Source organism: Providencia sp. PROV200 (assembly GCF_049901995.1).
Lineage (GTDB): Bacteria > Pseudomonadota > Gammaproteobacteria > Enterobacterales > Enterobacteriaceae > Providencia > Providencia rettgeri_E.
The window spans coordinates 107,970-130,809 of sequence record NZ_CP096307.1; the positions used below are offsets into that span (position 1 = coordinate 107,970).

Sequence of the window (22,840 nt, forward strand, 5' to 3'; positions counted from 1 at the left end):
CTTGCTTATTTTATTTCAGATAACCCGATTGTAGGTAATAAATCAGAAAAATGTGTTAATACACAGTTCGGCTCACTTAGTGCAATAGATTCACCATAGTTATAACCGTAGGTCAGACCGACACACGGGCATTCAGCGCTTTTCGCTGCAATAATATCATTACGAGAATCACCGACAAAAAGCAATTCTTCTTTACGTAAACCGAATGTTCCCATCGTTAAGTAAAGGGGAGCAGGATGCGGTTTTAACGCTTTAACATCATCGCTACCCAACACAAGAGAAAAGTAGTGTTCAATACCTAATTTCTTTAATAGCGGTGCAATAAATGGCGTCGCTTTATTAGTAACAATCCCCATAGGGAGGCCATGTTTTGCTAGTTGCTCTAAGGTTTCTTTCACTTCAGGGAATAGTTCGCTGCCAGTTGTGACAGAAACGGCATAGAATTTATCGAAGCTGGCTCGCGCTGCTTTTTGTAACTCGGGGGTTATTTGGGCGCCAGCCCAAGAAAGCGCGCGTTCAACTAAAACATCCACGCCATTACCAACCCAAATTGAGACTCGCTCTTTACCTGCGGGTGAAAAGCCAAGTTCTGTTAGCATATTGTCGATGGCTTCAGCTAAGCCACCGGCGCTGTCTACAAGAGTGCCGTCTAAATCGAAAGCTATTGCTTTGATATTCTCTAATACCATGTCAGTCATTGAGATACCTTTTGTAATTCGCTACGCATTGCATCAATGACGGTTTTATAGTCTGGTTGATCGAAGATTGCGGAACCTGCAACAAAAGTATCGGCGCCTGCTGCTGCAATTTCTGCAATATTATTAACTTTAACCCCGCCATCGACTTCCAAACGGATATCATAACCACTTTCATCAATGAGTTTACGGACTTGGCGCAACTTATTGAGGGTTTGTGGGATAAAGGATTGGCCACCAAAGCCTGGATTGACGGACATTAGTAGGATCATGTCAACTTTATCCATGACATAATCAAGGTAGCTCAGCGGGGTTGCTGGGTTAAAGACTAGCCCTGCGGTACAACCATTCTCGCGAATTAACTGTAATGAACGATCAACATGCTCACTGGCCTCAGGGTGGAAACTGATATGCGTTGCCCCTGCTTTAGCGAAGTCTGGAATGATCCTATCAACCGGTTTGACCATTAAATGAACATCGATAGGAGCAGTAATTCCATAGTCTCGCAGTGCTTTACAGATAGGCGCGCCAAACGTCAAGTTGGGCACGTAATGGTTGTCCATAACGTCAAAATGCACGATATCGGCACCAGCAGCCAGAACGTTGGCAGTATCTTCGCCTAAACGGGCAAAGTCAGCAGATAAAATAGATGGGGCAATGAGAAAGTTTTTCATAATTGTCTCCGATTATTAATCGTTATCTGAGAGCCATTCAGCACTAGGTACAGGGCGCTGCATTTTTTTCTTATCCGTTTTTCTAGGAGAAAGGCTATTAGGTATACCCGGATATAACGCCAGTAACTCATTGACTTTTGTCCGGTTTAATATATTTCTACTAATGGTGCGACGTACTTTTACAATATGTAATTGAGCCTGATAATACCACTCTCTTGTCATCGGGGTATCATGATTTGAGATCAGTACCGGGATTTTGCTTTCTGTTGATAACTTTTGCGCCAAAATAGCTAAGTTTTGTTGTTCAAGCGAATTAAAGGAATTCGTGTGATATGCCGTAAAATTGGCGGTATCTGATAAAGGCGCATAGGGAGGGTCACAGTAGACAACCGCTCCCTCTTTTGCATTGAGCAACGTATCACCATAATGCTGAGTTATAAATGTCGCATTTTGTGATTTTTCAGCAAACCACAGTAATTCTTCTTTCGGGAAATAGGGCTTTTTATAGCGGCCGAAAGGAACGTTGAATTCACCACGAGAATTATAGCGGCATAGCCCATTATAACAGTGGCGGTTTAAGTATAAGAAAAGGACACTACGTTTCTCAGTATCGGTCGATTGGTTAAAGGCTTCACGCATTAAATAATATTGTTCGGAAGTATTATATTCAGGTGTGAAGATTTGCTGGGCTTCTTCGATAAAAGCATCAGCGCGGTCTTTAACTGTATTGTAGAGGTTGATGAGGTCACTGTTGATATCTGCCAGTATGTAGGAATCATAACTGGTGTTTAAAAACACTGACCCAGCACCAACAAAAGGCTCAATTAAGCAATCACCTTGTGGAAGATGTTTTTTGATTTCTTCCACAAGGGGGTATTTACCCCCAGCCCATTTTAAAAAAGCGCGTTTTTTTTTCATGCCGTCTTTATTATTACAATCGTTTAGAGTAATAAATTGTACTCTGTCAGGACAACATAATGCGCCCGGGGAAAAACGTTGTTATTTTTGATCCTGTTTGACTTGTTTCATATTTCTAACCCACGGTTTTTTCGCTTGCACTGCAGCAGGTAAGGTTCCTATTGCATTTTTTGCAGCGGTTACTGAACTATAATTTCCGTGAATAAGAACATACCAGGTTTGCCCGTTACGTATCGTTTTATAGACTTTGTAATTGGTCAGTTTGTTTTCTTTTGCAAAAGCTTCCAGTGTATCAGAGCGGCTTGCGCTGCTAAGCTGCAATGTGTAGCTACCCGCTGGCGCAGACATGATATTACTACCTTGGCTACTCGCCGTTGATGTCGATTTCGCTGGCTGTTTAGTTTGCACAGGGTGTTTTGGCTCAACGGGTTTTACAGGTGTTTTTTCTGGCGCCACTGGTTTAACGGCAGGTTGTTGTTCGACCGGTTTCACTGTTGGTGGCGTTAACGGTGTCGTATTTTGTGGCTGGCTAGTGCCTGGCACCGAAACTTGGCCTTGATTTAAGGCATCAACCACATCGCCAGGTATTTCGATTCGCTCTCCCAGACCATTTGGTTGAGTTTGAGATTCGCCTTGGGTTGGCGTCGGCGCAATTTGTGAACCCGTGATTTCTTGTGGTTGCCCTGATAGCGTTTGACTTTGTGAGTTAGTCAACGATGAGGAACCCGATAAGTCGATATTCTGTGAATTATTGGCACCCGTTGTTTGTTGCTTTTCATGCTCTGTAGGAGCTTTCAGCGCTGAACTGATAGCAATAATGAGCAGCAATAAAACTAAGACACCCACACCAATCATGATGTGTTGGCGTGAGAGTGCAATTTTAGGTTTTGCAGCAGATGATTGGCGTGAACGCCCTGTCGGTCTATCTGATGTATCTGGCCTAAGGTCATTTTGACCTTGAGGCTGGTTATCTGGTTTAAATTCGTCCATTTTCCTCTCCCGAATAAAATTTGCCTATAGTAGAGATAAAATGTCTCTTATCAGTACAACCTCTTAACGACCAAGCAGGACATTGCTGCTTATTTTTAAAGCATATATTCTTTCGTAACACCATGCTAGCCAAAGTGGTATTGATAATATGCTTTTTAGAATTTCGTCTATAGGTGTAGGCATACCGTATAATTTAACGACTTTAGCGAACATCTACCAGTAACATTTTAAAATGCCAGTGAAAATTCGGCTTTTTTTTCGTTTTATGGCATACAGGATGAGATTGCCGCAATAACAGTTTGCGTATCAACATCTGAACGCATTTCCGAATGGCCAATAGTGGTAGGCAAAATTAAATGCAGTTTTCCACCTATCACTTTTTTATCCCGCATCATATGTGGGAGATAATCATCGGGCTTCATTTGTGAAGGGCCTTTGACGGGAAGTGATGCTCGCTTTAAAAGTGTGACCACTCGCTGAGTTTGTTCAGGAGTAAATTGACCGAGTAATTCTGCTGTTTTTGCTGCCATTACCATACCAGCGGCTACAGCTTCACCATGTAACCAGACGCCATAACCCATATGTGCCTCGATAGCATGACCAAAGGTATGACCTAAGTTCAATAGTGCACGTAACCCACTAGTTTCTTTTTCATCCGCAGCAACAACTTGTGCTTTTAGTTCACAACAACGGCGAATGCAGTAGGCCATTGCTTGGTCATCAAGAGAGGCGAGCGCATCGATATTCTCTTCTAGCCAGCTAAAAAACGCACTATCGAGGATAATGCCGTATTTAATAACTTCGGCTAAACCTGAGGCGAGTTCTCTTGGTGGAAGTGTTTTCAAGCAGTTGAGATCAACCACAACAGAAGCCGGTTGATAAAATGCGCCGATCATATTTTTCCCTAGTGGGTGATTGACGGCGGTTTTACCACCGACAGAAGAATCCACTTGAGATAATAAGGTTGTCGGGACCTGAATAAAACGCACGCCACGCTGATAGCTTGCTGCTGCAAAGCCTGTTAGGTCGCCAATGACGCCCCCACCAAGAGCGATGAGGGTGGTGTCACGGTTATGGTGTTTTTCAAGTAATGCGGTAAATACATCATTCATAATGAATAATGATTTGTATTGTTCACCATCGGGTAAAATGATGGTATCAACTTTTACGCCTGAAGATTCAAGGGCATTCTTTATCTTATCGAGATAAATAGGGGCAAGAGTTTCATTTGTCACAACCATTGCTCGTTGGCCCGCAGTTAATGGCCAAAACGCCCCTGTTTGCTGATATAAGCCGGGTGCGATATTGATTGGATAACTACGTTCGCCTAGAGTGACGGTGACTTTTTCCATCTTGCTTTACCACCTTGAGTTCATTTTTGAAAATAACACCTTGAATAATTAGTTTTTTTCTAATAGTTCAATGATTTGGCTGGCAACAACTTTTGCACTTTGCTCATCAGTATGAATAGTAATATCAGCAATTTCTTCATACATAGGATTACGTTCGTCAGCCAGTTTCTCAAGTACTTCACGTGCGGGTTCGTCAACTTGTAGCAGCGGACGCTTTTTGTCACGTTGTGTACGAGATAGTTGTTTCTCAATAGTGGTCTCAAGATAAACAACGACACCGCGAGCGGATAAGCGGTTACGGGTCTCTTTGGACTTAACAGAGCCACCGCCAGTTGCTAATACAATGCCTTGTTTCTCTGTAAGCTCATTGATGATTTTTTCTTCGCGATCGCGAAAGCCTTCTTCGCCTTCAAGGTCGAATACCCAGCCTACATCCGCGCCAGTGCGTTTTTCTATCTCGTGATCAGAGTCGAAAAACTCCATATTAAGCTGTTGAGCCAACTGACGGCCAATAGTACTTTTTCCAGCACCCATTGGTCCAACCAGAAAGATATTGCGTTTCTCTGCCATGTTTTTTGGTATTACTACGATTATTCGTTAATGATTACCCGCCCCGCCAATCAGATTAGCGGCGGGACCTAAACTGAAACCTCATAAGTGATGATGTGAGATCAGATAAGAAAATTATCTCAATACATCAACCTGAATTGCAACTATATAAATATGGCACTAAGCATGCAAAGTGCCATATTTCAAATTACAGGTTTCGATATTTGAGCCGTCTATGTTGTCTAATGCATTGTATATCATTGTTTTTAACAGTTTTTAGCTATTGATATTATCAAGCTATTTCTGCTAAGTGTAGAGCAACATTAATTGTGGCTGTTTTATAAGCGACTGACAGCTTGTTCTTTAATCTACGGATAGTTAGAACACTCAATGGATAACCTTGTATGCTAAAACGACGCCAGCGTCAAATTTATCCGGTAGGTTTATAGCATAAAAAATATTTTTTTTTGTCATCTTTGACTTATTGCGTATTCAACTACTTGAAGTATATGTGTTATTTCTTCAATATTAAATATTGATAAGTTTTGGTGTTACAAAAACAATAAGGACACGCTTATCTGTATGCTCTGCTGTATTTGTAAATAATGCTCCTAGGAAAGGGATGTGGGATAAAAAAGGCAACCCCATCTCTGTTTTTTCTTGTTTTTGCTGAAAAATTCCCCCAAGAATAAGGGTTTCGTTATTTTTAATGGTGACGGTCGTTGCGATTTCTTGCTTATTGATGGCCAAGTGATGATGTTGACTGCTCGTAAGTGCAGTATCAGGCGAGTTATGGCTAATTTTAAGGATTAACTCAATTTTTTCATCGCGTGCAATAGCGGGGGTGACCTCCATCCCCAGTACAGCGTCTTTAAATTGTACGTGTGTTTTTTTTTCACTGCTGGTGACATAGGGGATCTCTGTACCTTGCTGAATACTTGCAGCTTGTTGATGTGAAGCAACTAAGCGGGGGCTTGCAATAATAGAAAGCAGATTCTCTTTTTCTAATGCTTTTAGTTTCATTTCAAGTAACCCATCACTAAGGCTAAGCACATTGAAGGAAAATTGCCCTGATGTTGAAGAATAACGGTTGTAGCGATGTAAATGATTGGCACTCATGTTTCCTCCTGCCATCATTCCCCACTCTAACCCCAATTCTTGTAATGCAGTTCGGCTGCTACTAATGATATGTGCGGTGATTTGTACTTGTTTATTTGGCTTATCTTTATGTTTTATCCATTCATCAATTAGTGCTAATCGCTCTGGGCTATCTTTAATAATGAGGCTGTTTGTCGTGACATCGTGATGGATAGATGCATTTTTTGATAATAACGAAGTCCCTGAATGTTCTAATAGATGACGAACTTCTTCGGCATTGATTGAGATTAATTTAAATATTTTTTCGGTTATTGATGTTTTATTTGGCGCTATCGGTGTGATTACGGCTTCTGAGCCAAGGTGATTTTCTGTTGCTAGAGGTGGTGCTAGCGGTGCAAAAGGATCTCGGATCTCTTCGGCAGAGACTAAAAATGAAGATAGAAAGAAGAGCCCCATAATAATCACCATGGGAATTTTAATTAACGAACTATTCATTGTGGTTATCATCCTTGATAGCGAGAGAGTCGTTGAATAATGAAAATGAGATGGCAGTTACGATAATCCCTTGTTTTAGATATATTTTTATATCATGAAAACGCCATTTTTGGGTTTGAGGAAGGGTAAGAAGCTGTTCTATAACGTGATAAATAGGAATGAAATTGCCTTGGAACTCCATGAAATAGGTATTGATATCAGTTGGTTGTAATTGGTTAAGTGTGACAGATGAATGTGAAAGTAAGGTATTTAACTGTGTAAGAGATTCAAGAGGCGCGTCTTTAATATTAACGGATTGTTTTAATAATTGAGTCTGTTTTTCGAGCTGTTGCAATGAGGGTGAGTGGTGGATAATTTTAGTTTCTTTTGTGATAGCTTCAATTAAATTCAGGTTTTCAGTGGCTAATTCCATAATTTGGTTTTGATTTTCCTTCCAGTGTAAAAAATATCCCGCTGTGAGACAAAGTGCAATTAAGAACCAAAGAGGTAGAGTCTGTTGCCAAAATGGGCGATACCAAAAAGAATGTGTTGATTCACTCATTGGGCTCTCCTTGATATTTGGCCGTTAGGTGTAAACGGTTTAATTGATTCACCCGGCTAATTTTTTTTAATTGAATGTCACTCAAACCAGGGTGATTTTTAAGTTGTAAGCCGAGCGAATTGATATCTTGAAAATCATAGCTGTTAGCTTTGATTTCTATTTTGTTATCCATTAACTGTAGATTTGTTAGCCAGCTTTTGGGGGGCGTTATTGTTGAAAGATTTTGTAAGAGGCCAAGTAAAAATTGGTTATTTACCATGATGTTATCTACCTTTCTTTTTTGGCTCATTAAATGATTAATTTGTGTTTGTTGATCTGTGATTTGCAATGTTAATTGTCGTATCTGTTCGTATTGCAGTTGATTATTCTGCTTTCTATTTTTTAGCTCTTTTATCTCAATTTGTTGAAAAATAAATAAAAATATACATGTTGTAATCACCGAGCAGCAAATCACAGAACAAAAGAGTAAAAACGCTCGGATCTTCTTTTTTATTTGCTGTTGGCGCCAAGGGAGAAAATTAACTTGGTATAGTTCCATCAGTTAGATATCCCCATGACGTAAAGCAAGACCAGCTGCAATTACAAAGTCTCCCAGCAATTGGGGTAACTTAATATTATGTTGTTGAAACGCTTGGCGTAATTCCCAGAGATGAGCTACCTCAGCAGTACGATGAGTATGTTGATGGTCTGTAATGAGGTAGATAGGTGAGGTGGGTGAGGTATTTTCTTGATCAAGAAAAGGCAGTAAATGGGAAATTGTTTGGATGTCAGTGTCTTGCAAATGGTTGTAATTCGCTGGCTGGCTAATTGGCCCAGACCAAAGCCATTCACCTTGTCGGTAATGAACAACCCAGCATTCATCGGGTAAACCCGCATTTCTTGCCACATAGCGTAAAGCGATGGGGGCGACATCAATAGCTAGCAGGTTGAACCCACTTTCAGTAAGTAGGTTTTGCCAAAAAGTAATATCTGACTGGCGAGCCCCATTAAAATAAACTTGTTGCTTGATGACGCGATAGTCGATAACTAGCTCTTGGGCGTGCATTGCAAAACGTTTTTCAGCTTGAGATTGTAAATACCAACCGAGTTCTGGTTGTGGCAAATTAATTTCACTCGGTAATGAAATTTGTTGTTTTATTGTGCGAACAGCAGGTAATGCGAAGGAAACAGAACACTTTTTAGGTAATTTCTGACGCCATTGTAATAAAATATTCAGTAAAATTTTATACTGTTCATGGCTCGAACTATCCGTCAGCTCGAATGGTAATTGTTGTTGCCAACATTCACATAAGTGCCAGTATTGTCTGCGCCGCTTTGCAGCGACTAGCTGTATTTTATCTTGATATAGGTCGATTCCAATGTTCCACTTTGATGTATACATAATTAATTTCCTTATCATTAACAAATAAATTACGTTTTCTATTGTGCTGTATAAGCTTTATACTGTGTGTTAGTGATATCTAAACCCTCTTGTTAGTCGAGCATGGGAATTTTCCGGTGAAGTTCGTAAAATATTTTTTTATTCTTGTTTTTTGTTGCATTTTTTTGGGAACCGCCTCGATTTATGGCATGTATAAATATGTTGAAGGTGAGCTACCTGATGTAGCAACAATGAAAGACATTCGTCTGCAAATTCCAATGCAGGTATACAGCGCAGATAACGAATTGATTGCCCAATATGGGGAAAAACGTCGTATTCCTTTACCGCTGGCAGAAATTCCTCCTTTAATGATAAAAGCGTTTATCGCTACTGAAGATAGCCGTTTTTATGACCACCATGGAATTGACCCCATTGGTATTTTCCGTGCAGTTACCGTCATGGCATCATCCGGTCACGCTTCCCAGGGGGCCAGTACGATCACCCAGCAGCTCGCGAGAAACTTTTATTTAAGTCCTGAAAAAACCTTGATGCGTAAAGCTAAAGAGGCATTTTTGGCTATTCGTATTGAGCAGCTTTTTACTAAAGATGAAATTATGGAGCTGTACCTGAATAAAATTTATTTAGGTAACCGTGCTTATGGTGTCGGGGCAGCTGCATACGTTTATTTTGGTAAGACAGTGGATGAATTGACCCTCAGTGAAATTGCAATGATTGCGGGTTTACCAAAAGCTCCTTCTACATTTAACCCGTTGTATTCATATGACCGTGCGGTCAGCCGTCGTAATGTGGTTCTTTCTCGTATGTTTGAGGAAAAATACATTACTCAAGACCAGTATGAACAAGCAAAAAATGAAAAAATAGTGGCTTCGTATCATGCGCCGAAAATTGATTTTTCTGCGCCGTATTTAGCCGAAATGGCGCGTCAAACCTTATTTGATAAATATGGCGAAGATGCGTATACCGATGGATATAAAGTCTACACTACGGTGATCCGTAAAGATCAAGAAGCTGCCACAACGGCAGTTCGTAATAATTTGATCGACTACGATACGCGTCATGGTTATCGTGGCCCTGCTGAGGTTTTATGGAAACAGAATGAAACGGCTTGGACAGCAGAGCAGATTGTCGAAAAATTGAAAAAAATGCCAGTTTATGGGCCTTTAATGCCTGCAGTTGTGACATCTGCGACTGCTTCAGAAGCGCAAGTGATGTTAGCTGATGGTTCGCAAATTCCTATTACAATGACCGGTGTGCGTTGGGCGCGTAAATTTATTTCAGATACTCAACAAGGTGCCGCGCCAAGAGCTGTAAATGCAGTCATGCAAGTGGGTGAGCAAATTTGGGTTCGAAAAGTTAAAGATAATTGGTGGTTAGGGCAAATACCTGATGCGAATGCGGCATTTGTTGCTTTAAATCCAAATGACGGGGCGATTATTGCGCTAGTTGGTGGGTTTGACTTCAATATGAGTGAGTTTAACCGAGTCACCCAATCATTACGCCAAGTAGGTTCGAATATTAAACCTTTCCTATATACAGCGGCAATGGATAAAGGCCTAACATTGTCATCACTACTGAATGATGTGCCGATTAGCCGTTGGGATGCAGGCGCGGGCTCTGATTGGCGCCCTAAAAACTCCCCACCTCGATATGATGGCCCTATACGGTTACGTCAAGGTTTAGGCCAATCAAAAAACGTTGTGATGGTTCGTGCGATGAGAGCCATGGGGGTGGATTATGCGGCTGATTATCTGACTCGCTTTGGTTTTCCAGCGGAAAATATTAACCGTACTGAGGCGTTAGCGTTAGGTGCGCCGTCATTTACACCAATGCAAATGGTTCGTGGGTATGCCGTCATGGCCAATGGCGGGTATTTGATTGATCCATACTACATTTCGAAGATCGAAAATCATAATGATGAGGTTATTTTCGAAGCCAATCCCAAAATAGCATGCCCTGATTGCACGGATATTCCGGTAATTTATGGGGATACCGAACGCACTATTGCGAGTAAAGGTATTGATGATGAGTCTACCGAGGAAGTGACACAATCGGGCGATAATTCGGTGATACAAGAGCCAACAATGGCGCTAACAACGGCAGCTGACTTAGATGGGAACTCCGCTGATAAATATGCACCTCATGTGATTAATACCCCACTCGCATTCTTAATTAGGGATGCGATGATGACCAATATCTATGGCGAGCCTGGTTGGTCTGGTACCGGTTGGCGTGCAGCGAGAGACTTAGGTGGTCGACGTGATATTGGTGGGAAAACAGGAACAACGAATAGCTCGAAAGATGCGTGGTTTTCTGGTTATGGTCCAGATGTTGTTGCATCTGCATGGATAGGTTTTGATGATAATAGGCGAACATTAGGCCGCGGTGAAGCTGGCGCCAAAAGCGCACAGCCAATGTGGAATGACTTTATGAAGTCAATTTTGGCCGGGGTACCTGTCAAAACAATGAAGCCGCCTAAAGGGGTTATTTCTGTATCTATTGATAGCCGAACAGGCCAATTAGGTTCTTCCCGCCGTGAGTATTTTATTGAAGGAACGGAACCGAAAGAACATGCAGTACAAGAGGTTGGTACGACAATTTCTACGGAAGGAGGGGGGAGCCAAGAGTTATTTTAACGTAATTGTTGGCTAAATTCTCACAATTAGCACCCCGTTGTTGATTTTAAACATGGGGTGTTTTCTATAGAGAAAACTAATATATCAGTGGGTTACATAGCCACATTCATGATGGGTTATGGAAATAACATTCCGCTGATACAATAAAACGTATTTTTACTTAATACTTTTTAAGTAACGTTCTAGATAGAAAAGTGCGCTAATATTCCGAGCTTCGTTGAAATCTGGGTGTTCGAGTAATTCCATCATTCGTGATATTGGCCATCGTTCTTGTTGTAGAGGCTCCGGTTCATCTCCTTCGAGTTTTTCGCTGTATAAATCTTGAGCGATAAGAATATTCATTTTACTCGAAAAGTATGAGGGTGACATTGTCAGTTTGGCAAGCTGAATAATATGATTAGCGCCATAACCAATTTCTTCTTTGAGTTCACGCTGGGCTGCTTCAATGGCGATCTCACCGGGGTCGATAGCACCTTTGGGAAAGCCTAATTCATAGCTTTCAATCCCGACAGCGTATTCGCGAATGAGAATGAGGTCATCACCCATGATAGGAACGATAAGAACCGCTTCGCGTTTTGCGGGCCGCATTCTTTCATAGACTCGTTTTTCACCATTGCTAAATTCGAGGTCAACTGATTGAATGCTGAATAATTTTGATTGAGCAACATCTTGAATATTCAAGATTTTAGGTTTTTTTAACTCTGTCATAACGATTTCCGAACAGGATGAGTGAAATCTATTGCTAAAAGTCTATTTTATTGATTTACAAAACGCAGGTTTACTTAGCATGCTCCGTATTTTGAAATCATTATACAACTATGACCTATATCAAAATAAAATGATAGATATTATCGAGTAGATAAAATGCTGTTAGTATAATCATCGTTCAAAAATCGAATGGATAAATAAATAAAATATTTTTTTACAAGATACTGTAATTTAAAATAAAAATCATAAATAGAATAGGAATTGGCTTATTTTTAGAAAGTCTGAGGATTGATATGCTTTTCTTATTCATTTTTCATTGGGGAAACAATGCTGAATCATGTCATTATAACGGCTATAATTGTTATTAGCCTAACTATAATGGCTTCCTTCCTATTTTTTAGGCGGGGGCGGCGTTCTGGCGTCTATCAAATACCTTCTGTCGCGTCACCATCATTTAGAAAAATGATTGATTCAGATTACCAAACCCTCTCTCAGTATTTAAATTATTGCTCTGCTATCTCAATAAATACATCTCAGCATCCATGGCAGATCAAAAAAAATTCAATCATTGCCACGGTTTGTCATTCATTAACGCGTTTTAACTTACGCCAAGAGCAAGGGAATAGCTGGCGCTATTTTATCGATACTATTGAGGTTCAGCTCCCTTCGCAGCTTGAACCTTTCTTACAACGCCAAAATGTCATGGAGATTGTAGAAACAGACCATTTACCCTTGATCATTTCAATGAACAGCCACTCATTGAAGGATTTCAGCGGTGAATGGCAAACCAGTGTACCCAGTGACTCAACATGGTCTGATGCAGCAATTCAAGAACGCGGTGAACATAGTATTGAGCGATTGAAAGTTCGTAAAGAGACGATTGAAGAGTATCGGTTACACCATTCTACAGGTTGGCTTGGCGCTGCAACTATTTGCTTGAGTTTTTTATTTGGTTATTTAACCCTCGTTTCAATTCCGTTATTACAGGAATCGGGGTTAGTGATTACCATGATTACGTTTATTGTTGGGTTACTTATTCTCTTTCGTTCTAGGATGTTTCCTCGAAAATATCAAGATATTCAATGTATTCGCGGTCAACCAAAGCGCTGGGAGCTTTATGGCGAGCTTGATAAAAAATATTCCACGAATACGTCTATTGCAGGTATTGACTTGCACTATCCCAGCCATTGGGCAAATTATTTAAAATACGAAGAAAACCAAGCTGTTAATATTGATTTTTATACGACAGGTGAGGTGGTTAGACACGGCAAATACCTTTCTTTGCATGAAGAAGAACATTATTATCCATACAAACGGTTCAAAAAGAATGTGTTGATGTTAGTTGGGGCATTATTAACGATGATGCTGATATTTGCCTATCAACCGATGGGGTTACCGATAAAACTTGGTTTTGCTTGGCTAGGTGGCACAGAGAAAATTAAGGTTGATGACCCTAATGATCTCGTTTCTCGGCAGATAAAAATTGGGGATACCTTAGTTGCCCAAGGTAAAGGGATGTGTTACCGCCCTCCAAATTTGAATAAAGAAAACCAAGCGCAATTTGTGCCGTTTGATTGCTCAGGTATTTATTGGAATGATGTTAGTTTACTAACCGAACCCCAATCAGAAGTTGTTGAGCGCTCAATAACATTGCTTGATACTGTCAAAAGCCAGTTGCATCCAGATAAAAATTCGGTAGGTGTTAACCCAAGACTACAGCGCGATATTATGAAATCAGGGATGAATATTATCTTTGATTTTTCAGCTATTATTTTGGGAACAGAGCAGCTGTGTCATAATTCTGATAATTGCCTAAAATTAAAAAATGCACTGACAAATCTAGGAAGTACAGAGGATTGGCCTACTTTAGTAAAAAAAGCGGCTGCGGGAAAATTAACAGGGGCTCATGTTTTATTACGTGCAGGTAGTGCCGAGGCCTTGGAAAACATCGTGGAAGACACCATATATGATTTTATCAGTACAGAAATAGACAGAGAAGTGCGTAAAATTAATAGCCCTCCCCCTGGTGGTGTTTTATTAATTAGTGATGAAAATAAGCCTTTAGTTGATTCGATACCGGGAACTTCTTTTAATGAGCAATCGCCACTACAGCGCTGGCAAGAGTTGCAACGGTTATCAAATCTTCTGATCAATACACCGTTCAATATTGAAGGGGTTATTACTCATTTATCCGTAGATGCCAATGGCACATTGCAGATTGTGTTGCATGAAGAACCCAATGCAAAAGTGGTATCTCAGTATATATGTAGTACGCTTTTTATGCTGTTTTTGTTGGTGTGTGCACTGTTAAATGGTTCGTTGATTGTGCTACGTGTTTTGAATAATAAGAAGCGTTTGCGTAATATCACAGAATATTATGATAAGTGTTTTGAGGCTAATCCCCCTCCCTATCGTCGATAGTATCATCCCGAAAATCGAGGGAGCCTCTTCTTAGTTTGATTCAGACTTATGTCGAGGAGGCCCCATGAATCAATCCACTATAGAACCTGTTCGCCTTGATAAATGGCTGTGGGCTGCGCGATTCTATAAAACGCGTGCAGTCGCTCGTGAAATGATTGAAGGCGGTAAAGTCCATTACAATGGACAAAGAACTAAGCCTGGAAAAATTGTTGAGCTGCATGGAATCGTTAAACTTCGACAAGGTAATGATGAACGTACGGTTGAAATCATGCAGATCAGCAGCCAGCGCAAAGGTGCACCGGAAGCACAGTTATTGTACTGTGAAACCGTAGAAAGTATTGAACAACGAGAGAAAATGGCACAAGCGCGTAAGATGAACGCACTGACGATGCCACATCCAGAGCGACGTCCAGATAAGAAAGAACGGCGTACTCTGTTAAAGTTTAAACAAACAAATTCTCATGAGTCGTCTTAATGACGGCCTGAGCAACAGTCAAAGCAATAGAGAGATATTATGGCAAACCAAGACTCACTCCACCGTTTTTTATTTGAACAACATTCTGTTCGCGGAGAAATGATTAGTGTGGATGAAACCTTTGAACACATTTTAGAAAACCATGACTACCCAACTGCGGTAAAAGGTTTGCTAGGAGAGTTACTTGTTGCAACCAGTTTATTGACGGCAACGTTGAAGTTCGATGGCGATATTACTGTTCAAATCCAAGGCGATGGTCCTGTCAATTTGGCGGTTATCAACGGCAATAATTTACAACAGATGCGTGGCGTTGCCCGTGTAGATGGTCCCGTTGTAGCAGGTAGCACCCTGAAACAGATGGTTGGTAACGGTTTTATGGTGATTACCATTACACCGAATCAAGGTGAACGTTATCAAGGGATTGTGGCGATCGAAGGGGATTCTATCGAAGAAAGCATTGATGCCTATTTCCGCCAATCCGAGCAATTACCAACCCGTTTATTCATCCGCGTGGGTGAAGTGGATGGGAAACCAAGTGCAGGTGGCATGCTGTTGCAAGTTTTGCCTGCAGCAAATGAAACTAGCCATGATTTCTTTGAACATTTAGTGCAACTGACGGCCACAATTAAAGGCCAAGAGCTGAGCACATTAGATGTGAAAGAGATTTTACATCGTCTTTATCATGAAGAAGATGTCACGCTATATGACCCACAATCTGTCGAGTTTCGTTGTACTTGTTCAAGGGAGCGTTGTGAAGGTACGTTAGCCACCTTGCCGAAGGAAGATGTTATCGAGATTTTGCACAAAGATGGAAAAATTGATATGGAATGTGAATTTTGTGGCTCACACTATGTATTTATTGAATCTGATCTTCAAGGGTTAAATAATGAGCTAAATCAGCAACTTCACTGATACGATTTAGCAACCTAATTATGTGACAAGGGTGCAATTCTGCACCTTTTTTTTATAATTTTAAAGCATTATTACGTGCTCTAAGTCTCATTATGAATTAAAAAAAATTATACATTTTCAATTCTTTGATAGCAATCGCTGTTAATTAGTCGTAAAGAATTATGATCATCCGCAGATTAGTTATGTTTACCAGGAGCAATATAATGAGCGCTAAAAGCATTACCCTGAAGGAACTTGAAAAGTACGGTATTCATGATGTAACTGAAGTGGTTTATAACCCAAGTTACGAGCTATTATTCACGGAAGAAACTAAGCCAGAACTTGAAGGTTATGAGCGCGGAACAGTAACTACTTTAGGTGCTGTTGCGGTTGATACAGGTATCTTTACTGGCCGTTCCCCAAAAGATAAATATATTGTACGTGATGATGTGACTCGCGATACAGTTTGGTGGGCAGACCAAGGTAAAGGTAAAAATGATAACAAACCTATGTCACAAGAAGTTTGGGCGGATCTCAAACATTTAGTGACGGAACAACTGTCAGGTAAACGTTTATTTATCGTTGATGCATTCTGTGGTGCGAACGCTGATACGCGTCTAAAAGTACGCTTTATCACTGAAGTTGCATGGCAGGCGCATTTCGTTAAAAACATGTTCATTCGCCCATCAGATGAAGAGTTAGTCGGTTTTGAACCTGACTTTATCGTTATGAATGGTGCGAAATGTACTAACCCGAATTGGAAAGAACAAGGTTTGAATTCAGAAAACTTTGTTGCGTTCAACTTAACAGAACGCATGCAACTGATCGGTGGCTCTTGGTACGGTGGCGAAATGAAGAAAGGTATGTTCTCTATGATGAACTACCTGTTGCCATTAAAAGGCATTGCATCTATGCACTGTTCCGCTAACGTCGGTGAAAAAGGCGATGTAGCCATTTTCTTTGGCTTATCTGGAACAGGTAAAACAACACTTTCTACGGACCCAAAACGCAAGTTAATTGGTGACGATGAACACGGTTGGGATGATGACGGCGTATTCAACTTTGAAGGCGGTTGCTACGCAAAAACGATCAACCTATCTAAAGAAGCTGAGCCAGATATCTATGGCGCTATCAAACGTGATGCGTTATTAGAAAACGTCGTAGTATTGGCAGATGGTTCAGTCGATTTCAATGATGGTTCGAAAACTGAAAACACCCGTGTTTCTTATCCAATCTACCACATTGAAAACATTGTAAAACCTGTTTCTAAAGCAGGTCATGCAACAAAAGTTATCTTCTTAACCGCAGATGCATTTGGTGTATTACCGCCGGTTTCTCGTTTGACGCCTGAGCAAACGCAGTACCACTTCTTGTCGGGCTTCACGGCGAAACTAGCAGGTACAGAGCGTGGTGTGACGGAACCGACCCCGACATTCTCTGCATGTTTTGGTGCTGCATTCTTATCACTGCACCCAACACAATACGCTGAAGTATTGGTTAAGCGTATGGAAGCTGTCGGCGCGAAAGCTTACTTAGTGAATACAGGTTGGAATGGTACAGGTAAACGTATTTCCATCAAAGATACACGTGCCATTATCGATGCTATTTTAAGTGGCGATATCGAAAAAGCAGACATGATTAAACTGCCGGTATTCGATTTAGAAGTCCCAACAGCATTACCGGGTGTGGATACCAATATCCTAGACCCACGTAATACTTATGCAGACAAAGCGCAGTGGGATGAAAAAGCGAAAGACTTAGCGGAACGTTTCGTGAATAACTTTGATAAGTACACGGATACTCCAGCAGGTGCTGCACTGGTGAAAGCAGGGCCAAAACAGTAATTGGCTTTGTGAGTCAATAAATAGAAAAAGGCTCTACCTAGGTAGAGCCTTTTTGTTGTGAAAATGATTATTCTGCGGCGGGTAAGTCAAACAACAGAATTTCACTATCTTCACTCGCTTTGATGGTGAGCTCTGTTTCCTGCCAAATGGCTAAACCATCGCTGGTGGTTGCTTTTTGGCCATTGACTTCAACATTCCCTTTAACGACTTGGATCCAGACAACACGTTTATTTGCGATCGCATGAGTGTGTGTTTTATTAGCTGGCAATGCCCAGCGCCACAGTTCCATATCCTGATAAACTTTTAATGAGCCATCACGCGCATCCGGTGATAGCACCAATTGCTTGCCATCTTTGGAATCGAACCGTTTTTGCTCATAACGCGGCTCAATCCCTGTTTTTTCAGGAATGATCCAAATTTGGTACAGATGTAGCTCTTCTTCATTGCTTGGGTTGTATTCAGAATGACGAATACCCGTACCCGCACTCATAATTTGGAATTCACCCGCAGGGATTTGCTCCATATTGCCCATGCTGTCTTTATGTTCGACAGTCCCATTGAGCACATAGGTCAATATCTCCATATCGTTATGGGGATGTGTTCCAAACCCTTGGCCAGCCGCAATAAAGTCTTCGTTAATCACTCTTAGCGCAGAGAAGCCCATAAATTGCTCATCATAGTAGCTAGAGAATGAAAAGGTATGCCAACTGTCGAGCCATCCATGGTTTGCATGACCACGTTCGTTTGCTTTGCGTAAATAGATCATCGTGTTTTCTCCTGTACGGATTTCAACCTTGGTTGAACTCGCTCTAAATGTATTGATGACAGTTTAACCATTTTGCGAAAAGAGAAAAGTAGCTGCCGTTAACCATAGGATCCAAAAAATTTGAACAAGTAGGTTTGAGATAAGTGAAGAAAATGGATAGAAAATGACGATGTGGGAATTTTAGCCAATTAAGCCGTTGATGTAGATAAAAAAATAGCCAGCGCAAGGCTGGCTAAAGTAAACACTGGAAGCAATGTGAGCAATGTCGTACTTCTTACAATAGGTGACTAAGTAACCGTATCGAGGAAGTAATGATAATGATAATAGTTATCACTATCGTTTGTAAAGCATTATTTTTAACCAAAATAATATATCTTATAATTAAAACTGCAATTATATGATTTCTATAGAGTTAAATATTAACCATTATTTTTCAATGGATTAAGATATATTCGGTTAAAAGGATGCAAACAAGAAGGCATCGCGGATATTGTTCCCTTTAAATTAATTAGGGGGAATGGGCAGGCTTTCTGCACAGGCTGCCGCAGAACTCCAAGCCCATTGGAAGTTATAACCACCTAACCAGCCAGTGACATCGACGACTTCACCAATAAAATATAGCCCCTCAGTTTTCAGTGAACCCATTGTTTTCGATGATATCTCATGGGTATCAACACCTCCTAGGGTCACCTCTGCGGTGCGGTAACCTTCTGTCCCGTTGGGTTGAACCTGCCAGGCATGTAACGTGTTATGCAGCACTTCAATTTGCGGATGGTTCAATTGCTTTAGGGCGCACTCAGGGATTTGCCCTTGGGCTTGCATGATTTCAATTAGCCGCTTAGGCAATAATTTTGCAAGGGTATTTTTTAAGGATTGATTTGGGTGCTCTTGCTTTTCTGCCGCTAAAAAGTCGCTCAGTGAAAGGTTAGGAAGTAAGTTAATACTCACATACTCTCCGGGGTTCCAATAACTAGAAATTTGCAAGATAGCAGGGCCGGAGAGGCCACGATGGGTAAAGAGAATATTTTCTTTAAACAACGTCCCATCCGCAGCTGTCACGGTTGCTGCGACTGAGATCCCTGAAAGGACTTGCAGCGCTTCTAAAAGTGGCTTATGCAGTGTAAATGGCACAAGGCCAGCACGAGTTGGAATAATAGAGTGGCCAAATTGTTCTGCGATGCGGTAGCCAAATGGTGTGGCGCCAAGACCTGGCATCGATAACCCACCCGTTGCGACAACCAGTGAGCGAGCACTTACTTGACTTCCATTTACCGTGACCAGAAAGCTCTCTGGTATTTTTTCGACACCAGTGACTTCGCTGCGAAGTTTTATCGTTATATTCGGTAAGTTACACTCATTTTGCAGCATATCGACGATATCTTGTGCGCTATTATCACAAAAAAGCTGCCCTAGGGTTTTTTCATGGTATGGAATATTATATTTAGCAACTAAAGCGATAAAATCCCACTGTGTATAGCGAGCAAGTGCTGACTTACAAAAATGCGGGTTTGTTGAAATGTAATTGCTATGCTCTGCGTACATATTAGTGAAATTGCAGCGACCACCACCGGACATCAATATTTTTCTGCCTAATTTTTTTCCGTTATCAACCACTAGCGTCTTTAAACCGCGTTTGCCAGAGTGTGAGGCACAAAATAAACCCGCTGCGCCAGCACCTAAAATAATAACGTCGAAATTTTTCACAGTAAGTGTCTCTATATATGTTTGATTTTAAGCATAATTACATTAGCAATACGGATATTTTACGTCATCTCATCATGATTGTAATGTAAAGCTTCGAGGAAGAACTGATGAAAACTATACAGGACGTATTATAATTAGAGAAATTCGTCTAAAAAAAGCAAACAACGATTATTTTCTGGAAATATCGTTAAAAAGTTTCAAAAATTCAGAATAAGTTTGATTGCTTTAATTTATTGAAAAATATGGGGTAATTGCTATGGGGTACTTTTTTGATGAGTAGTTAAATCAAAAAAAGGTTAGATTTTGCTTCCACCGCCAGCGTTTGTCACTGATAATGCGCCGCGTTCATGTCCAACATATAATGGCTTAACGTCTATGCTACATCTTTTTACAGGTTTAGAATTTCATACAGGTCTATTATTAGTTCTGGCACTGTTATTTGTGCTGGTCTATGAGGCTATAAATGGCTTCCATGACACCGCTAACGCGGTAGCTACGGTTATTTATACCAGAGCAATGCGGGCTCAGTTCGCAGTTGTCATGGCAGGGGTTTTTAACTTTTTTGGTGTCTTGCTGGGGGGGTTGAGCGTCGCATATGCAATTGTCCACCTCTTACCAACAGACCTCCTACTCAATGTGAGCTCAGCTCACGGCCTTGCAATGGTTTTTTCATTGCTCTTGGCTGCAATTATTTGGAACCTTGGAACTTGGTACTTAGGTATCCCTGCTTCCAGTTCGCACACGCTGATTGGCGCGATAATCGGGGTGGGTTTAACCAACGCGATTGTGACTGATTCGTCTGTCGTTGATGCCTTGAATATACCGAAAATGATCAGTATTTTCATGTCATTAATTTTGTCTCCAGCTATCGGTTTTGTGATTGCCGGTTTGATGATTTTCTTTTTGCGCCGTTATTGGAGTGGCACAAAGAAACGTCGACGTATTCACTTAACACCAGCGGAACGTGAGAAAAAAGATGGTAAGCGTAAGCCACCATTCTGGACCCGAACTGCATTGATTTTGTCAGCAGTTGGGGTAAGTTTCTCTCATGGTGCGAACGATGGCCAGAAAGGCATCGGTCTTATCATGCTAGTGCTAATTGGTGTTGCCCCAGCAGGTTTCGTTATGAATATGAATTCTAACGGTTATGACATCGCAAAAACGCATGATGCGGTTGTCCACCTGCAACAATACTATGAAACACATAAACCAGCGTTAAACCATGCAATAGAAAATGCGCCTGCCGTTGCAGAAAGTAGTGATGAACCAGGTGGCGAATTCCATTGTGATAGCACGCGTACTGCCGCTATTTTAAATCAAGCTCAAACGATGCTAAATGGCATTCAAAGCTACGAAGAGTTGACGCCAGACCAACGTAACCACGCACGCCGTTTACTGATGTGTATCTCTGATACTGCGAATGCGGTTGCGAAATTACCAGAAACAAGCTCGAAAGATGCCAGCTTGCTGAAAAAACTCAGTAATGATTTGCTGTATACCGTTGAATATGCGCCTCTGTGGATCATTATTGCGGTTGCTTTAGCATTATCATTAGGCACCATGTTCGGTTGGCAGCGTGTTGCCGTGACCATTGGTGAGAAAATTGGTAAGAAAGGCATGACTTATGCGCAAGGTGTCTCTGCTCAGGTGACTGCAGCGGTGTCTATCGGCGTGGCAAGTTATACTGGTATGCCCGTTTCAACAACGCAGGTTTTATCTTCTGCCGTTGCGGGGACGATGGTTGTCGATGGTGGTGGCGTACAAACAAAAACCATTAAAAGCATCGCGTTAGCATGGTTATTAACTTTACCGGTGTCCATTGTGTTATCGGGTGGGTTGTACTGGCTATCGCTGCTGTTTATCTAGTCGCACTAATTTTGGCTTCATGCATAAGTATGGGGCCTTTAACCGTTACATGAACACAGTAATCTACATATACAAAATAGTGATGATCGTAAGGTCATCACTATTTTTTTATTAGTCAGTCACTAATTACAATTAACCCGTTATCAATAAATAGACTAAGCTCACGACAACAAGAATGCTGAGCCTGCTTATCATCATGAATTGCTTGCGGATCCGCTCACAACGCAAAATAACCTCAGGGTCATAATGTTCAAGGTATTGTTTGTTATTTATATATCGAACTAACCGTAGTTGCTTGTTCAGTTGACCGTGTGTAGTAAAAAAACCATTACCATCAACGGATTGATAAAGCAGAGGGTCTGAGTCCCTTAGAATAGATAATAAAGCACGAATGGAAGAAAAATACCGCATCATATTTAAGATGCACAAAATGCATAATGCCCAAAACAATGCAATCATACTGAACATAATCCTCTCCTTAGAACCTAGCTCAAGCTCACAGCAATTGTCGCAAAGGAAATACAGCAGAAAAATTGTACTTATACTCAGTTATTTTATTGTAGGATAAATTACTGTTTAAAAAAAGTGCAGTTAGCGCAAATTTGTGATGACCTTTTGTTTATATTGAAGAAATTAAACTTGGGTTACTGAACTTTGATATCACAGTTTGCTGTACAACCTTGTTGTTTCTCTAAGCTAAAGTATTTCCCATAACTCGAATTTTTTAGGGCTATATATTAATATTGAATGAATGATGTTATTGTTTTATAAAATGTTATATGCAGTGATGATTTTAAGGTTAATCTGCTTAGATGTGATCAAAGCGACACTTAATAATC

The 22,840-nt window shown here is 40.9% G+C and carries 20 protein-coding genes; 6 read left to right on the forward strand and 14 right to left on the reverse strand.

Annotation, left to right across the window (positions count from 1 at the left end; all coding sequences use genetic code 11):
• Positions 1-5: 5 nt before the first annotated feature.
• The 10 genes from M1E86_RS00480 to M1E86_RS00525 form a co-directional block, all read right to left on the reverse strand.
• Positions 6-698, reverse strand: coding sequence for a phosphoglycolate phosphatase (locus tag M1E86_RS00480; RefSeq protein ID WP_125894612.1), 693 nt, complete (start codon positions 696-698; stop codon positions 6-8).
• Positions 695-1,369, reverse strand: coding sequence for a ribulose-phosphate 3-epimerase (gene rpe / locus M1E86_RS00485; RefSeq protein ID WP_125894614.1), 675 nt, complete (start codon positions 1,367-1,369; stop codon positions 695-697). Before rpe ends, M1E86_RS00480 begins: the two co-directional genes overlap by 4 nt.
• Positions 1,370-1,384: 15 nt before the next feature.
• Positions 1,385-2,287, reverse strand: coding sequence for an adenine-specific DNA-methyltransferase (gene dam / locus M1E86_RS00490; RefSeq protein ID WP_213914382.1), 903 nt, complete (start codon positions 2,285-2,287; stop codon positions 1,385-1,387).
• Between the two features lie 81 nt (positions 2,288-2,368).
• On the reverse strand, positions 2,369-3,277 hold the full coding sequence (locus M1E86_RS00495; protein WP_125894618.1) for an SPOR domain-containing protein: 909 nt from the start codon (positions 3,275-3,277) through the stop codon (positions 2,369-2,371).
• 263 nt (positions 3,278-3,540) lie between these two features.
• Positions 3,541-4,629, reverse strand: a complete 1,089-nt coding sequence (gene aroB, locus M1E86_RS00500; protein WP_125894620.1) for a 3-dehydroquinate synthase — start codon at positions 4,627-4,629, stop codon at positions 3,541-3,543.
• A gap of 48 nt (positions 4,630-4,677) precedes the next feature.
• A complete protein-coding gene (aroK, locus tag M1E86_RS00505) occupies positions 4,678-5,199 on the reverse strand; it encodes a shikimate kinase AroK (protein WP_004906592.1) in 522 nt (173 codons plus the stop codon).
• A 507-nt stretch (positions 5,200-5,706) separates the two neighbouring features.
• Positions 5,707-6,771, reverse strand: a complete 1,065-nt coding sequence (locus tag M1E86_RS00510; RefSeq protein WP_248467328.1) for a secretin N-terminal domain-containing protein — start codon at positions 6,769-6,771, stop codon at positions 5,707-5,709.
• The gene (locus M1E86_RS00515) at positions 6,764-7,312 is read right to left on the reverse strand and encodes a hypothetical protein (RefSeq protein WP_213914380.1); all 549 of its coding nucleotides are present in this window, start codon (positions 7,310-7,312) and stop codon (positions 6,764-6,766) included. Before M1E86_RS00515 ends, M1E86_RS00510 begins: the two co-directional genes overlap by 8 nt.
• Positions 7,305-7,850 (reverse strand): PilN domain-containing protein, encoded by a 546-nt coding sequence (locus M1E86_RS00520; protein WP_213914379.1) that lies wholly within the window; start codon positions 7,848-7,850, stop codon positions 7,305-7,307. The genes M1E86_RS00515 and M1E86_RS00520 overlap by 8 nt, the downstream gene beginning before the upstream one ends.
• A 3-nt stretch (positions 7,851-7,853) precedes the next feature.
• Complete coding sequence (locus M1E86_RS00525; protein ID WP_213914378.1) at positions 7,854-8,693, reverse strand: pilus assembly protein PilM; 840 nt, start codon at positions 8,691-8,693, stop codon at positions 7,854-7,856.
• 116 nt (positions 8,694-8,809) lie between these two features.
• On the opposite strand from M1E86_RS00525, the gene mrcA reads away from it, so the two are divergent.
• Positions 8,810-11,326 carry a peptidoglycan glycosyltransferase/peptidoglycan DD-transpeptidase MrcA gene (gene mrcA / locus M1E86_RS00530; RefSeq protein ID WP_213914377.1) on the forward strand — a complete coding sequence of 839 codons (2,517 nt, stop codon included), beginning with the start codon at positions 8,810-8,812 and terminating at the stop codon, positions 11,324-11,326.
• 156 nt (positions 11,327-11,482) lie between these two features.
• Here the strand turns inward: mrcA and nudE are convergent, their stop codons facing one another.
• Positions 11,483-12,034 carry an ADP compounds hydrolase NudE gene (gene nudE, locus M1E86_RS00535; RefSeq protein WP_213914376.1) on the reverse strand — a complete coding sequence of 184 codons (552 nt, stop codon included), beginning with the start codon at positions 12,032-12,034 and terminating at the stop codon, positions 11,483-11,485.
• A gap of 327 nt (positions 12,035-12,361) precedes the next feature.
• On the opposite strand from nudE, the gene M1E86_RS00540 reads away from it, so the two are divergent.
• The 4 genes from M1E86_RS00540 to pckA all read left to right on the forward strand — a co-directional run bounded on the left by M1E86_RS00540 (position 12,362) and on the right by pckA (position 17,665).
• Entirely contained in the window at positions 12,362-14,455 is a 2,094-nt protein-coding gene (locus tag M1E86_RS00540) for an IgaA/UmoB family intracellular growth attenuator (protein ID WP_125894634.1), read from the forward strand.
• 64 nt (positions 14,456-14,519) lie between these two features.
• Positions 14,520-14,930: a ribosome-associated heat shock protein Hsp15 gene (gene hslR / locus M1E86_RS00545; RefSeq protein ID WP_004906574.1), complete on the forward strand. Its 411-nt coding sequence runs from the start codon at positions 14,520-14,522 to the stop codon at positions 14,928-14,930.
• A 39-nt stretch (positions 14,931-14,969) separates the two neighbouring features.
• Positions 14,970-15,842 carry an Hsp33 family molecular chaperone HslO gene (hslO, locus tag M1E86_RS00550; RefSeq protein WP_213914375.1) on the forward strand — a complete coding sequence of 291 codons (873 nt, stop codon included), beginning with the start codon at positions 14,970-14,972 and terminating at the stop codon, positions 15,840-15,842.
• Positions 15,843-16,045: 203 nt separating this feature from the next.
• Positions 16,046-17,665 (forward strand): phosphoenolpyruvate carboxykinase (ATP), encoded by a 1,620-nt coding sequence (pckA, locus tag M1E86_RS00555; protein ID WP_213914374.1) that lies wholly within the window; start codon positions 16,046-16,048, stop codon positions 17,663-17,665.
• Positions 17,666-17,732: 67 nt separating this feature from the next.
• Here pckA and M1E86_RS00560 read toward each other — a convergent pair whose 3' ends face one another.
• Positions 17,733-18,431 (reverse strand): pirin family protein, encoded by a 699-nt coding sequence (locus M1E86_RS00560; RefSeq protein WP_213914373.1) that lies wholly within the window; start codon positions 18,429-18,431, stop codon positions 17,733-17,735.
• A 504-nt stretch (positions 18,432-18,935) separates the two neighbouring features.
• Entirely contained in the window at positions 18,936-20,135 is a 1,200-nt protein-coding gene (locus tag M1E86_RS00565) for an NAD(P)/FAD-dependent oxidoreductase (protein WP_426099221.1), read from the reverse strand.
• Between the two features lie 375 nt (positions 20,136-20,510).
• On the opposite strand from M1E86_RS00565, the gene pitA reads away from it, so the two are divergent.
• A complete protein-coding gene (gene pitA, locus M1E86_RS00570) occupies positions 20,511-22,001 on the forward strand; it encodes an inorganic phosphate transporter PitA (protein ID WP_125894687.1) in 1,491 nt (496 codons plus the stop codon).
• 132 nt (positions 22,002-22,133) lie between these two features.
• On the opposite strand, the gene uspB is transcribed toward pitA, so the two are convergent.
• Positions 22,134-22,469, reverse strand: a complete 336-nt coding sequence (uspB, locus tag M1E86_RS00575; RefSeq protein WP_125894647.1) for a universal stress protein UspB — start codon at positions 22,467-22,469, stop codon at positions 22,134-22,136.
• Positions 22,470-22,840 lie beyond the last annotated feature (371 nt).